Origin of the sequence: Kitasatospora setae KM-6054, assembly GCF_000269985.1 — a bacterium.
GTDB lineage: Bacteria > Actinomycetota > Actinomycetes > Streptomycetales > Streptomycetaceae > Kitasatospora > Kitasatospora setae.
In genome coordinates this window covers 3,132,640-3,145,332 of sequence record NC_016109.1, presented here as the reverse complement: position 1 = coordinate 3,145,332, position 12,693 = coordinate 3,132,640, and the positions used below count along the sequence as shown (strand labels likewise).

Sequence of the window (12,693 nt, the reverse complement as noted above, 5' to 3'; positions counted from 1 at the left end):
GTCTGGCGGGGTGAGCGTGGACGAGACTGCCCCCGGAGTCAGCTTCACCGCCGCCGACGAGGAGAAGCGGCGCGGTGTGCGGAAGATGAAGACCGTCGCGACCGGCCTGCTCGGCCTGGCCACGCTGGTGTTCGCGCTCGCCACCTGGGCGAAGGCCGAGGGCGCGGGCGCCTGGGCCGGGTACGTGGCCGCCGCCGCCGAGGCCGGCATGGTCGGCGCGCTCGCCGACTGGTTCGCCGTCACCGCGCTGTTCCGCCGCCCGTTCGGCCTGCCGATCCCGCACACCGCGATCATCCCGACCAAGAAGGACGCCTTCGGGCGCTCGCTCGGCGACTTCGTCGGCGACAACTTCCTCTCCGCGCCGGTGGTCCGGGCCCGGCTCGGCAAGGTCGGCGTGGCCCGGCTGCTCGGCGAGTGGCTGTCCGCGCCCGGCAACGCCGAACACGTCACCCGGGAGGCCGCGACCGCGCTGCGCGGCCTGCTGGAGGTGCTCCGCGACGAGGACGTGCAGACCGTCGTCGCCGAGGCGATCACCCGGCGGGCCAACGCCACCTCGGTCGCCGAGCCCGCCGGACGGCTGCTCGGGAAGATCGTCGACGACGGCGGCCACCGCGGCGTCGTCGACCTGGTCGTCACCCGCGCCCACGACTGGCTGGTCGAGCACCACGGCGAGGTGGTCGCCCGGGTCACCGCCAAGACCCCCGGCTGGACCCCGAAGTTCCTCGACCAGCAGGTCGGCGAACGCGTCTACAAGGAACTGCTGCGCTTCGTCGGCGACGTCCGCGACGACCCGGTGCACCCCGCGCGCGGCGCCCTCGACAACTTCCTCGCCGACTTCGCCCGCGAACTCCAGCACGACCCCGCCACCATCGCCCGGGTCGAGCGCGCCAAGTCCGAACTGCTGGCCCGCCCCGAGGTGCAGGACCTGATCGCCTCGTCCTGGGCCGCCGTCCGCGGCCTGCTGCTGAATGCCGCCGAGGACGAGGACAGCGAACTGCGCCGCCGCCTCACCGAGGGCCTGCGCACGCTGGGCCGCAAGCTCGCCACCGACAGCAAAATCCAGGCAAAAACTGACGGCTGGCTGCTGAAGGTCGTCGACCACGTGGTCACCAACTACCGGCACCAGATCACCTCGCTCATCTCGGACACCGTGGCGGGCTGGGACGCCGACGACGCCTCCCGCAAGATCGAGGCCAATGTGGGCCGTGACCTGCAGTTCATCCGGATCAACGGCACCGTGGTCGGCGCGTTGGCCGGCCTGCTGATCCACACCGTCAGCACCGCGCTCGGCGGTTGACGGCCCGTCCGGTCGGTGGTGGTTCGTCCCCGACGGGTGGCGGCCCGTCCGCGCCGGGCGGTGGTTCGCCGCCGTCCGGCGGGTGTCCGGCGGCTTGGGTAGGGTGAGCGACCGTCCGGCGCGGCCAGGGGGGCCAGGCGCCGTTTTCCACGGGGGAGTTGACCGATCATGGCGGTGCGTGCACGGAACATCGGGCTGCGGGTGGCGGCGCTCGGCGCGGCCGCGCTGGTGCTCACGGCCTGCAACGACGACGAGACCACCGACGCCGGGGCGGCCACCTCCTCGCACCCGGCGGCCTCGGCCCCGGCCTCGGCGGGCGCCAGCCCGACCGGCAAGGCCAAGTCCAAGCCGAAGGAGTCGCCCAAGCCCAGCACCCACGCCAGCACCAGCGCGGCGGGCGCCAACGCGGCCGCCCAGGCGAAGGTCAACAAGCTGGTGCTCAGCGCCGCGGACTGGGGCAAGGGCTTCGAAGCCGACGGCGAGGACAGCACCGACATCTCGCACTGGGCGATGAACGCCTCCTGCGTGAACGTCACCAACGGCGACGACCCCGACCAGGTCGCCGCCGACAACCGCTTCGTGATCGCCAACCACAGCAACGGCGACGCCACGCTGGCCAACACCTGGGTGGTCCAGTTCACCACCAAGGACGCCGCCCACAAGTACCTCACGAACATCGCCGCCGACGCCAAGCGCTGCGAGAAGTCCACCACCGCGGACGGCGAGACCAAGTACAACACCTCGCACGAGGTCGTCGCCCCGCAGGTCGCCGGCGCCGACGAGGTGTACGCCGAGGAGGGCTTCGGCGACTACGCGACCACCGACGGCGGCCGCACCGGCGACCGCCCCTACGGCGTGATCTACGCCCGCAAGGGCTCGATCGTGGTGATGGCCAACGTGGACAGCGACCCGTCGACCGACGACTTCGAGTTCCGCCGCCTGGCGCAGCAGGCGATCAAGCAGATCGCCGCCAAGTGGTGACGGACTGCTGAGTGGTGACGGGCCTGGGCGGTGAGCGGTGACGGGCGGTGCCGGCCGGGGCTGCTGAGCGGTACCGGGTGGTGCCCGGCCCGGGCGGCCGAGCGGTGACGGCCCGGCGGACGGTCGCGGGTTAGCATGCGAGGTCTGTCCGGAGGCGGGAGCAGCCGTCCGGAGCCGGGTGAGAGTAGACGGGAGCGTGCCGTGGCCGATGGAGTCCAGGGAGCCGATGGAGTCCGGGGAACCGGGGGAGTCCGGGGGATCGAGGCGTTCATCGCCGGGATGCCCAAGGCGGAGCTGCACGTCCACCACGTGGGCTCGGCCTCGCCGCGGGTGGTCGCCGAACTGGCCGCCCGGCACGCCGGCCGCACCAAGGTCCCGGCCGACCCGCAGGCGCTCGCCGAGTACTTCACCTTCACCGACTTCGCGCACTTCATCGAGGTGTACCTGAGCGTCGTCGACCTGATCCGGGACGCCGAGGACGTCCGCGCCCTCACGTACGGCGTCGCGCAGGACATGGCCCGGCAGAACATCCGGTACGCCGAGCTCACCGTCACCCCGTACTCGTCGGTCAGCCGGGGCATCCCCGACGTCGCCTTCATGGAGGCGATCGAGGACGCCCGGCTGTCCGCCGAGAAGGACCTCGGCATCGTGCTGCGCTGGTGCTTCGACATCCCCGGCGAGGCCGGACTCGCCTCCGCCGAGGAGACCGCCCGCCTCGCCCTCGACCTGGCGCCGGACGGCCTGGTCTCGTTCGGCCTCGGCGGCCCCGAGATCGGCGTGCCGCGCCCCCAGTTCAAGCCGTACTTCGACCGGGCCCGGGCCGCCGGTCTGCACAGCGTGCCGCACGCCGGCGAGTCGACCGGCCCCGAGACGGTCTGGGACGCGATCCGCGAACTCGGTGCCGAACGGATCGGACACGGCACCCAGTCCGTCAAGGACCCGGCGCTGGTCGACTACCTCGGCGAGCACCGGATCCCGCTGGAGGTCTGCCCGACCTCCAACCTGGCGACCCGGGTCGTCGAACGGATCGAGGAGCACCCGATCCGGCAGATGGTCGACGCCGGACTGCTGGTCACCGTCAACAGCGACGACCCGCCGATGTTCGGCACCGACCTGAACACCGAGTACGCGGTCGCCGCGAAGCTGCTCGGCCTGGACGAGTCCGGCATCGCCGCGCTCGCCCGCAACGCCGTCGAAGCCTCCTTCCTGGACGCGGCGGGCAAGCGCCGGCTGACCGGCGAGATCGACGCCTACCTGGCGGGCCGCCCGGTCGCCTGAGCAGCGGCGGGCTTCCTGGGCTTCCTGGGCTTGCGTGGCTTGCGGGGGCTCTCAGGGCCGTCGGGGCCTGCGGGGGCCTCGCCGCTGGTCGGGCGGTGCAGGTACCAGCGCTCGGCCGCCGTCCAGGCGGTCGAGGCCAGCAGGTAGAGGCCGCCCGCGAGGGGCAGCAGCAGGGCGAACAGCGGCGTGCCGAACGACAGCCAGCGCAGCGGACCGGCGGGTGACCCGCCGTCCACCGCCCCCGCCGCAGCCCCCGCCGCGCGGCGGGCACCCCACCAGGCCAGGACCAGCAACGCCGCCTCCAGCACGGCGAACACCGCGAACTGGGCCGGAGCGTGCGCGGCGGCGGGACGGACACCGAGCGGGACGCCCGCCAGCGTCGCGTCGAGCAGGCCGCCCGGGTCGGTGGTGAACAGGCGGTACATCACCGAGAAGAACGGCGCCTGCAACAGCGCCGGAAGCAGCCCCGCGAACGGGCCGACACCCGCTGCCCGGTGCAGCGCCAACACCTCCCGGTTCAGCCGCCCCGGATCCTTCCCGTGCCGCTCGCGCAACCGCGCGACCTCCGGCACCAGCCGGGCCCGGGCCCGCGCGGACCGCGCCGCCGACCGCGCCAACGGATGCAGGGCGGCCCGGACCGCCAGGGTGAACAGGACGATCGCCACCGCAGTGGGAACGACGCCCGCCAGCGCCGCGACGGCGGCGTGCGCGAGACGGACGGCAGGGTCGAGAACGCTCAGGACGGACATGCGTTGGCTCTCCGGAAGTCGACGGACGGACAGACGACGGTGCACGGAGGGCGGACACGGGAGGGGCGGCGCCGAACTGCCGCTGCTCGCGCGGACGTCGACGTGGACGTGCGCGGGCATGGCGGGGGTCGGACGACGGCGACGCTGCGGCTCAACGGCCAACGGCCAACGGCCAACGGCTCAACGGCCGACGGCCGGCGGCCCAGCGACGCGGGACGAGCGAAGGAGTGGGGCCCCTCAGGCGGCCGCCGGGCAGCGGCCCGGCGCCCGAGGACGGGCCCGGCCCGGGGCGTCCGGATCCCGTGGCGAGAGGTACGCGGTCCGGTAGGCACGCCGGCGAAGCGCGGCCGCGTGGACGGCCGCCGGGGTACGGGCCCCCGGGAGGCGGGCCGAGGTGAGGCTGACGGCGACGGTGGCGGCGAGCAGCAGCAGCGCGGCCGCGGTCAGCGCGCCCGGGCCGGTGCCGGGGGCGACACCGGTGAGCAGGTCGCCGGTGAGGACCCGCAGCAGCGCGAGGAGCAGCGGCGTGGCGAGCACGGGGCGTCCTCCTCGGGCGGGGCGGGGTTGGGCGGGGGGTGAGCGGGGTTCGGTGTCGTGTCATCGATGTCGCGTGATGGATGTCGCGTCATCGATGCCGTGTCAACGTTCGGGTGGGGCTTCGGAGTTCCGGCCGAGTTGGGTGGGGCTGGGCTGGAAGGGGTTCGGGAGGCGTTGGTGGTTCGTCATTGATGTCGCGACATGCGTGTCATGTCATCGATGTCGCGTCATCCGTGTCGCGACATGCGTGCTGCGACATGCGTGCCGTGACATGCGTGCTGCGACACGTATGTCGCGACATGCGTGACGCGACATCGATGCCGTGGCATGAATGTCGCGTCACGCATGCTGAGTCATTGATGCCGCGTCATCGGCGGGGCCGGGAAGCCGTGAGCCGCCCGGCCTCCCTGGTGGGCCGACAGCTCAGGGCAGGCGGACCACGGAGGCCGTCGCGGCGGAGGCTCGGGCGGCCTCCAGGACGGCGAGGGTGGCGACGGCGTCGCGCGGGTCGACGGGCGGCGGGGTGTGGTCGGCGAGGGAGGTGGCGATGCCCGCGTAGAACGCGGGGTAAGCACCGGGGTCGGTGGGGACGGGGTCGGCGTCGCCGTCCGTGCCGAGCAGGCCGTACGCGGCGGGGTCGTCGTCGCCCCAGTGTTTGTCCGAGCCGCCGGGGCGGTGGCCGGCGCGCAGGGCGGCCTCCTGCGGGTCCATGCCGAACTTGACGTACCCGGCACTGGCGCCGAGCACCCGCAGACGGGGGCCGGCGAGCGGGGCGAGGGCGCTGGTCCACAGGTGGGAGCGGACGCCGCCGGTGTGGGTGAGGGCGAGGAAGGCGTCGTCGTCGACCACCGCGCCGTCCCGGCGCACGTCGACCTCCGCGTACACCGTCTCGACCGGGCCGAACAGGGTGAGCGCCTGGTCGACCAGGTGGCTGCCAAGGTCGTACAGGGTGCCGCCGACCTCGGCGGGGTCGGCGAGTTCGCGCCAGCCCGGCTTGGGCTTCGGGCGGAAGCGCTCGAAGCGGGACTCGAAGCGGTGGACCCGGCCGAGCCGGCCCTCCTCGATCAGGCGCCGGGCGGTCAGGAAGTCGCCGTCCCAGCGGCGGTTCTGGAACACCGACAGCAGCAGGCCGGACTTCTCGGCGAACTCGCACAGGTCGCGGGCCTCGGCGCTGGTCGCGGCGAGCGGCTTGTCGACCACGGTGGCCAGGCCGGCGAGCAGGGCGGTGCGGGCGAGCGGGACGTGGGTGCGGTTGGGGGAGGCGATCACCACCAGGTCGAACCGGTCGGCGTCCTCGAATAGTTGCTCGGGAGTGTCGAGGGCGCGGGCGCCCGGGTGGTCGCGGTGCAGTTGGGCGCGGCGGTCGGGGTTGGCGGTGACCACCGCGTCCAACTGCAGGCCGGGGGTGGTGGCGATCAGCGGGGCGTGGAAGGCGGAACCTGCCAGGCCGTAGCCGATCAGGCCGACGCGGAACGGGGCGGAGGGCGTGCTGCTCATGCCCTCAACTCAACCATCCCGGCCCCCCGGAGCGGCGGAGGCCACCCGGACGGCGGGGCCGACGCCAGGGCCGACGGCGGGAACGGGGAGTGGCAAGGGCGCCGGGGACGGGGTCAGCGCCCGTGCCGGGGGCGGCGGCGGAACAGGACGGCGACCCCCGCACCGGTCAGCAGCAGCACCGAACCCAGCGACAGCAGAACGCCGTTGACGGCCGCGCCGCCGCCACCGGTCTGGGCCAGCTCCCGGTGGGAGGGGGACGGGACGGGGGCGGTGGACGAGGGGGAGGGGGGAGTGGCGGGCGAGGAGGGGGCGGTGGCGGCGGCGCTGGCGGGGCCGAGCAGGACGTCCGAACAGGAGTAGAACGCCTCCGGGCTGTCCGAGCGCTGCCAGATCGCGTACAGCAGTCGCCGTCCGCTCGGGCCGGCCGGGACGGTGCCGGGCAGGGCGTACTGGCCGTCGGCGGGCTGCGGGTCGGTGGCGGTGAGGAACGGGGTGTCCGACAGGTCGGACCAGCGCAGCGGGCGGGTCGGGTCGTAGCCGGGCTTGGTGAGGTACAGCCGGAAGGTGCCGCGGTGGGTGGCGGTGGCCTGGAAACGGAAGGTGTACGGGGTGCCGGGGGTGAGCGGGGTGGCGGGCCAGTCGGCGCGCGGCAGGTCGAAGCCGGCGAACTCGGGGTCGTTGGCGCTGCACAGCTTCCCGTCCGGGATCAGCTCGCGGTGCCGCCCGTTCGCGTCGCCGATCCGCACCCCCTCCCAGTCGTACGCGCCCTGGGTGCCGCCCGCCGCGATCGCCGCCGCGCACGCCGCCGACTTCGGGTGCTCGGGCCCCTCCAGGTAGCAGCGCTGGACGCGGCTGAGCGGGTCCTGCAGCGAACCGTGCGCCGCCGCGGGCCCGGCGGCCGGGGCGCCGAGCAGGACGGCGGCCGCCAGCAGCGGGACGGCGGTGCGGGCGGCGGCGGTGGCGCGGCGGACGGTGACGGCCCGGCGGACGGTGGTGGCGGTGCGGCGGACGGCGGTGCGGCGGGCGGAGGCCATCGGGCTCCCTTGCGTCGTGCGGAGAGGGTGTTTCTCGGGACGCTAGCCAGCACGAGCAGGAAAGTTGACGGTACGTCAGGGTAGTTACGAGCGGCTTAAGGCGACGTTGAGGTGCCCCGGACCGCGGCTGACGGTCCGGGGCCGGGCGGTCACCCGCCGTTCGCGAACAGGGTGGTGGCCGCGCGCTGGGTGTCGGTGTACTCCTGGACGGCGACGATCAGGCCGTCCCGGACGGTGAAGATCCCCAGGTTGCGGTTCTCGTAGAGCCGGCCGTGCACCGTGGTGCAGCGCGAGCTCCACTCGGCGACCACCCGGTCGCCCTGGACGATCGGCTCGCCGATCACGGCGACCTCGACGGCCGTGCCCGGGGCGATCAGGCCGCCGATCGAACCGAGGAACTCCTCCAGGATGGCCTTCCGGCCGCGCCACTCGCCGCTCAGCGGAAGGTCGCCCGGGTAGGTCCAGACGGCGTCCTCGGCGAAGGCGTCCCGGATGGCGTCCGCGTCGCCGCGGGCCACCGCGTTCACGTAGTCGACGACGACGGTGCGCGGGTCGGTGCTCATGATGGATCTCCTTTGGCAGCGGGGCGGGGTAGGGGTGTGGGATCAGTCGAGGGTCAGGACGGTGTTGCCGCGCACGCGCCGGCCGCGCAGGGCGGCGATCGCCCCGGCGGTGTTCCGCCAGTCGTCGAGCAGGCCGAGTTCGGGGTGCAGCCGGCCCTCGGCGGTCAGCCGGACCAGGGTGCGCAGGTCCGGGCCGTCCGGGTGGTCGACGTCCGCGTAGCTGAAGTGCTGGACGGTCGCCGAGACCGGGCCGTTCAGCAGGGCGAAGAAGTCCAGCCGGACCGGCTCGCGGGATGCTTGTCCGAACCAGAGCAGCCGGCCGCGCGGGGCGAGCAGCGCCAGCGCCCGGGGCAGCTCGGTGCCGCCGGTCGACTCCAGCACCAGGTCGTACGGGCCGTTCGCCGCGGCCACCGAGTGCACCACCTCGGCGGCGCCCAACTCCCTTAGCCGCAGACCGCGTTCGGCGTTCGCGGTGACGGCGGTCAGCTGCGCCCCGGCGGCCGCGGCCAGCTCCGCCAGGTAGTGGCCGACCCCGCCGGAGGCGCCGGTCAGCAGCAGCCGCCGCCCGGCGACCGGGCCCGCCGCGCGCAGCAGTCGCAGCGCGGTGAGGCCGGCCAGCGGCAGCGCGGCGGCCGTCGGTGCGTCCAGCCGCTCCGGCAGCACCGCCAGCGCGTCCGTCCGCACCGCCGCGTACTCCGCCCAGCCGGCGCCCGGCGGGTGGGCCACCACCCGCTGTCCGACGGCCGGGCCGCTGCCGTCCGCGGCGGCCTGCACGACCAGCCCGGCGATGTCCTTGCCCGGCCGCCAGCCCGGCGGCGGATCCTCCAGCAGGAAGGTCTCGCCCCGGTTCACCGAGAACGCGTCCACCTTCACCAGCACCTCGGCCGGGCCGGGCTCGGGCTCCGGGACCTCGGCGAACTCGACCGTGCCGTCCGCCTCCGCCGGAACAAGGGCCTTCATCGCGGGACTTCCTCTCATCGGGGCTCAACTCGCCTTCGGTGCGGGCCTCTTGTCCTTCGGTCCGTTCGGCGATGACCCCAGTCAACGTCCCGGGGCCACGGCCGGTCCAACAACCGGAACGGCCCTACGACAACCGGCGGTTGTCGGCGATGATGGGCCGATGGACGACCCGGACCTCCGGCAGCTGCGCGCCTTTGTCGCGGTCGCCGAACAGCGCCACTTCGGGCGCGCCGCCGAGCAGTTGGCGATCAGCCAGCAGGCCGCCTCCAAGCGGATCGCCGCCCTGGAAGGGGAGTTGGGCGTCCGACTGCTCGACCGCGGCCCCGCCTACGTGCGGCTCACCGATGCCGGACAGCGGCTGCTCGCCCCCGCCCGGGCCGCGCTGGCCGCCGGACGGGCCGCCGTCGCCGCCGTCCGGCAGCAGGCCGCGCCCGCCCGGCTGGACGTCTGGGGGCACCTGTTCGAGCCGCTCCGCACCGTGCGCGAAGTCCTCTCCGGGATAAGCGGGTTGACCGTCGAGGTCGGCGCCGCCCGAGACCTGGACGCGGTCGCCGCCGCCCTCTCCCGGGGCGAGAGCGCGGCCGGCTTCGGCCGCCACCAGCCCGGCTCGGGACGGGAGTTGGCCCACCGCCTGGTCCGGCTGGAACCCGTCGACGCGGTGCTGCCCGCCGCCCACCCGCTGGCCCGCGCCGACCGGCTGCGCCCCGCCGACCTGGCCGCGCTCCGGCTGGTACTGCCCGCCGCCCCGGCCCGGCTGGACTTCCTGGCCCGGTTCGGCGAGCGCTTCGGCGTCCCGCTGCTGCCCGGCGACGCCAACCTGGGCCTGGCCCACCTGCTCGACCGGGTCCGGGCGCTGCCCGACGGCTGCACCCTGCTGCCCGCCGAACTCCCGCTCGCCGTCCCGCCCGGCCTGGTCGTCCGCCCGCTGGCCGACCCCGTCCCGCTGTACGCCTGGTCGCTGGTCTGGCACCGCGAACGCCCGCACCCCGCCGTCCCCGCCCTGCTGCGTGCCTTCGCCGAACGCGGCCGCGACCGCCGCTGGCTGGAGTACCGCCCCGGCCGCGACTGGCTGCCCGGCGCGGACGCCGACGAGCTGGCCTGATCCGTTCCGGGAACGCCGCGGGGCCCCGGCGCGGCGTGCGCCGGGGCCCCGCGGGGGGAGCGGTGTCAGATCAGCTCGACCAGGTCGGCGATCGAGTCGACCACCTGGGTCGGCCGGTACGGGAAGCGCTCGACCTCGGAAGCCTGGGTCAGCCCGGTGAGGACCAGGAAGGTCGACATGCCGGCCTCCATGCCGGAGACGATGTCGGTGTCCATCCGGTCGCCGATCATCGCGCTGTGCTCGGAGTGCGCGCCGATCGCGTTCAGGCCGGCCCGCATCATCAGCGGGTTCGGCTTGCCGACGAAGTACGGCTCCACGCCGGTCGCCTTGGTGATCAGCGCGGCCACCGCACCGGTCGCGGGCAGCGCGCCCTCGGCGGACGGGCCGGTCTCGTCCGGGTTGGTCGCGATGAACCGGGCACCGTCGTTGATCAGGCGGACGGCCTTGGTCATCGCCTCGAACGAGTACGTCCGGGTCTCGCCCAGCACGACGAAGTCCGGGGCGGTGTCGGTCAGCACGTAGCCGACGTCGTGCATCGCGGTGGTCAGACCGGCCTCGCCGATCACGTACGCGGTGCCGCCCGGACGCTGGTCGTCCAGGAACTTGGCGGTGGCCAGCGCGGACGTCCAGATGTGCTCGGCGGGCACGTCCAGGCCCATCCGGGCGAGGCGGGCGTGCAGGTCGCGCTGGGTGTAGATCGAGTTGTTGGTGAGCACCAGGAAGGGCTTCCCGGACTCACGCAGCCGCTGGATGAAGGCATCGGCCCCGGGGATCGGCACGCCCTCGTGGATGAGGACTCCGTCCATGTCGGTCAGCCAGGTCTCGATGGGCTTGCGGTCTGCCACGTGGGTGTCTCCTTGGTCTTGCACAGGTCGAACGATCTTCGTGATCGCTCCGACCGGACACCACTGGCCGGTCGGGCGCCACAGGCTGCCCCAACGCCGATCAGCCTAGTCGCCTCGCCTGCACCACCACAGGGCAGTCCGCGCCCGCACCCCGCGCCCGCGCACCCCAGCCGCGCACCGCCCCCCGCGCCCGCGCACCGCCGCCGCCGAACGCCGGCGGCGGGCGGCCCCGGGACACCCCGCGCCGCCCGCCGCCGGGCCGAACCGCTCTCAGCGCGCGTACGGGTTCCCACCCGCCGGCGGCTGCTGCCCGTACCCGCCCGGCGCCGCGGGCGGCTGCGGCGGCTGCCCGTACGGCCCGGCGGCCGGCTGCTGCTGCCCGTAGCCGGGGGCCGGGGCCGGGGCTGGAGGCGGGGGCACCTGGCCCTGGCCGGGCGCCGGGTACGGCTGCTGCTGCGGGGCGCCGTACGGGGCCGCGCCCGGCGGCGGGACCGCACCCGGCGGGACCGGGCCCGGACCGGACGGACGGTTCCGGCGGACGATCAGCACCACCACGAGCACCAGCACCAGCACGCCCACCACGGCACCGCCGATGATCAGCGGCGTGCTGCCCGAACCCGAGGAGTCCTTCGACTCCGCCACCGGCGCCGCCGACTTCGCGGGCGAGCCCCCGCTCGGCGCGGCGCTCACCGGCGCGTCGGCGGGCGCACTGGCCTGACCGGTCGGGTCCTGGTTGGGCGGCTGGCTCTCCGAACGCCCCGCCGTGGACGGCGCCGAACTGCCGCCCGCCGCCGGCAGCGGACTGACGTCCGCCGGGCCCGGGTCGCCCGGGTTGGTCAGCGCGATCCGGGGACGGATCACGCCGTAGCCGAGGAAGTCGCTGCGCTGCGACGGGTTGGACGCGGTGTTGATCATCACCCGCAGGACCTGGTTGGCCGTCCACTCGGGGTGCACCGACCAGATCAGCGCGGCCGAGGCGGACGCCAGCGCGGCGGAGTCGGAGGTGCCGTCGCCCTTGCAGTAGCCGGAGCCGCTGGTGCACGCGCCGTAGATCTCCACGGCGGGGGCGGCGAGGTCCACCTCGGAGTTGTGCTCGGAGTCGGACCAGGCCTTGCCGTCGCGGTCGACGCCCGCCACGGAGACGAAGCCGGGGAGGGCGGCGGGGTAGTTGATCGGGTTGCCCTTGGCGCCGTCGTTGCCGGCCGAGGCGAACACCAGCGCGCCCTTGGAGGCCGCGTGGGCCGCGGCGGCCTTGAGCTTGTCCAGGTCCGCGGGCGTCAGCGTGCCTCCGTAGTAGCCCTGGGAGACATTGATGATCTTGATGCCGTGGTCGGCGGCGTAGATGATTCCTTGGGCGAGCTGACCGGCATGCTGGGAAGCGGTGGTCGGGGCGTCCGTACCACCGGTGTCGACCTTGATCGGCAGTACCTTCGCGCCAGGTGCGAGGCCGTACCCTCCCTGCCCGTTCAAGTTCTTTCCGGTGCCGACCATGTCGGCCGCCATGTGCGTCCCGTGGCCGACCGGGTCGGAGCCGACCCCGCCGGGCAGGCCGCTGAGATCGACGCCCGGCAGGATCTGTCCGGACAGGTCCTGGACGCCCTCCTGGACGCCGCTGTCGACCAGCCCGATGACGACGCCCTTGCCCGTGCTGGTCTTCCACATCTCGTCGGCGTGCATGGCGTCCAGGTGCCACTGCTGCGCGCGGATCGAGTCCACGGCCGACGCGGGACCCGCCGACCACCCCCACAGGACGGCACCGACCGCCGCCGCCGCGGCGAACCGCCGCCCCCGTCCTGCCCCGCCCGTTCGTCGCATCACACTCTCCTTCGTCCTGAGCCACAGCCACCGAG

12 protein-coding genes are annotated in these 12,693 nt (G+C 74.5%); 4 read left to right on the top strand and 8 right to left on the bottom strand.

What is annotated here, in order from left to right; genetic code table 11:
* Positions 1–16: 16 nt before the first annotated feature.
* The 3 genes from KSE_RS13805 to KSE_RS13795 all read left to right on the top strand — a co-directional run bounded on the left by KSE_RS13805 (position 17) and on the right by KSE_RS13795 (position 3,556).
* A complete protein-coding gene (locus tag KSE_RS13805; RefSeq protein WP_014135928.1) occupies positions 17–1,297 on the top strand; it encodes a DUF445 domain-containing protein in 1,281 nt (426 codons plus the stop codon).
* A 168-nt stretch (positions 1,298–1,465) separates the two neighbouring features.
* A complete protein-coding gene (locus KSE_RS13800) occupies positions 1,466–2,278 on the top strand; it encodes a hypothetical protein (protein WP_014135927.1) in 813 nt (270 codons plus the stop codon).
* 279 nt (positions 2,279–2,557) lie between these two features.
* Positions 2,558–3,556 carry an adenosine deaminase gene (locus KSE_RS13795; protein ID WP_014135926.1) on the top strand — a complete coding sequence of 333 codons (999 nt, stop codon included), beginning with the start codon at positions 2,558–2,560 and terminating at the stop codon, positions 3,554–3,556.
* Here KSE_RS13795 and KSE_RS13790 read toward each other — a convergent pair.
* The 6 genes from KSE_RS13790 to KSE_RS13765 form a co-directional block, all read right to left on the bottom strand.
* Positions 3,529–4,305 carry a YidC/Oxa1 family membrane protein insertase gene (locus KSE_RS13790; RefSeq protein WP_014135925.1) on the bottom strand — a complete coding sequence of 259 codons (777 nt, stop codon included), beginning with the start codon at positions 4,303–4,305 and terminating at the stop codon, positions 3,529–3,531. The two genes, KSE_RS13795 and KSE_RS13790, sit on opposite strands and share 28 nt — an antisense overlap.
* A gap of 237 nt (positions 4,306–4,542) precedes the next feature.
* Complete coding sequence (locus tag KSE_RS13785; protein WP_014135924.1) at positions 4,543–4,842, bottom strand: DUF6412 domain-containing protein; 300 nt, start codon at positions 4,840–4,842, stop codon at positions 4,543–4,545.
* Between the two features lie 423 nt (positions 4,843–5,265).
* On the bottom strand, positions 5,266–6,339 hold the full coding sequence (locus KSE_RS13780) for a Gfo/Idh/MocA family protein (RefSeq protein ID WP_014135923.1): 1,074 nt from the start codon (positions 6,337–6,339) through the stop codon (positions 5,266–5,268).
* A 113-nt stretch (positions 6,340–6,452) separates the two neighbouring features.
* Positions 6,453–7,373: a lytic polysaccharide monooxygenase auxiliary activity family 9 protein gene (locus KSE_RS13775; RefSeq protein ID WP_014135922.1), complete on the bottom strand. Its 921-nt coding sequence runs from the start codon at positions 7,371–7,373 to the stop codon at positions 6,453–6,455.
* Positions 7,374–7,522: 149 nt separating this feature from the next.
* Positions 7,523–7,936: a nuclear transport factor 2 family protein gene (locus KSE_RS13770; RefSeq protein ID WP_014135921.1), complete on the bottom strand. Its 414-nt coding sequence runs from the start codon at positions 7,934–7,936 to the stop codon at positions 7,523–7,525.
* A 42-nt stretch (positions 7,937–7,978) separates the two neighbouring features.
* Positions 7,979–8,896, bottom strand: coding sequence for a zinc-binding dehydrogenase (locus tag KSE_RS13765; protein ID WP_014135920.1), 918 nt, complete (start codon positions 8,894–8,896; stop codon positions 7,979–7,981).
* 160 nt (positions 8,897–9,056) lie between these two features.
* Between KSE_RS13765 and KSE_RS13760 the strand changes: the two genes are divergently transcribed.
* A complete protein-coding gene (locus tag KSE_RS13760; RefSeq protein WP_014135919.1) occupies positions 9,057–9,998 on the top strand; it encodes a LysR family transcriptional regulator in 942 nt (313 codons plus the stop codon).
* Positions 9,999–10,063: 65 nt separating this feature from the next.
* On the opposite strand, the gene KSE_RS13755 is transcribed toward KSE_RS13760, so the two are convergent.
* The gene (locus KSE_RS13755) at positions 10,064–10,843 is read right to left on the bottom strand and encodes an HAD-IIA family hydrolase (RefSeq protein ID WP_014135918.1); all 780 of its coding nucleotides are present in this window, start codon (positions 10,841–10,843) and stop codon (positions 10,064–10,066) included.
* A gap of 270 nt (positions 10,844–11,113) precedes the next feature.
* Positions 11,114–12,658, bottom strand: coding sequence for a S8 family serine peptidase (locus KSE_RS13750; RefSeq protein WP_081539399.1), 1,545 nt, complete (start codon positions 12,656–12,658; stop codon positions 11,114–11,116).
* Positions 12,659–12,693 lie beyond the last annotated feature (35 nt).

Coding starts and splice junctions, on each gene's coding strand:
- KSE_RS13800 (WP_014135927.1), top strand. CDS start 1,466: ATGGCGGTGCGTGCACGGAACATCGGGCTGCGGGTGGCGGCGCTCGGC.
- KSE_RS13795 (WP_014135926.1), top strand. CDS start 2,558: ATGCCCAAGGCGGAGCTGCACGTCCACCACGTGGGCTCGGCCTCGCCG.
- KSE_RS13790 (WP_014135925.1), bottom strand. CDS start 4,305: ATGTCCGTCCTGAGCGTTCTCGACCCTGCCGTCCGTCTCGCGCACGCC.
- KSE_RS13780 (WP_014135923.1), bottom strand. CDS start 6,339: ATGAGCAGCACGCCCTCCGCCCCGTTCCGCGTCGGCCTGATCGGCTAC.
- KSE_RS13775 (WP_014135922.1), bottom strand. CDS start 7,373: ATGGCCTCCGCCCGCCGCACCGCCGTCCGCCGCACCGCCACCACCGTC.
- KSE_RS13770 (WP_014135921.1), bottom strand. CDS start 7,936: ATGAGCACCGACCCGCGCACCGTCGTCGTCGACTACGTGAACGCGGTG.
- KSE_RS13765 (WP_014135920.1), bottom strand. CDS start 8,896: ATGAAGGCCCTTGTTCCGGCGGAGGCGGACGGCACGGTCGAGTTCGCC.
- KSE_RS13760 (WP_014135919.1), top strand. CDS start 9,057: ATGGACGACCCGGACCTCCGGCAGCTGCGCGCCTTTGTCGCGGTCGCC.
- KSE_RS13750 (WP_081539399.1), bottom strand. CDS start 12,658: ATGCGACGAACGGGCGGGGCAGGACGGGGGCGGCGGTTCGCCGCGGCG.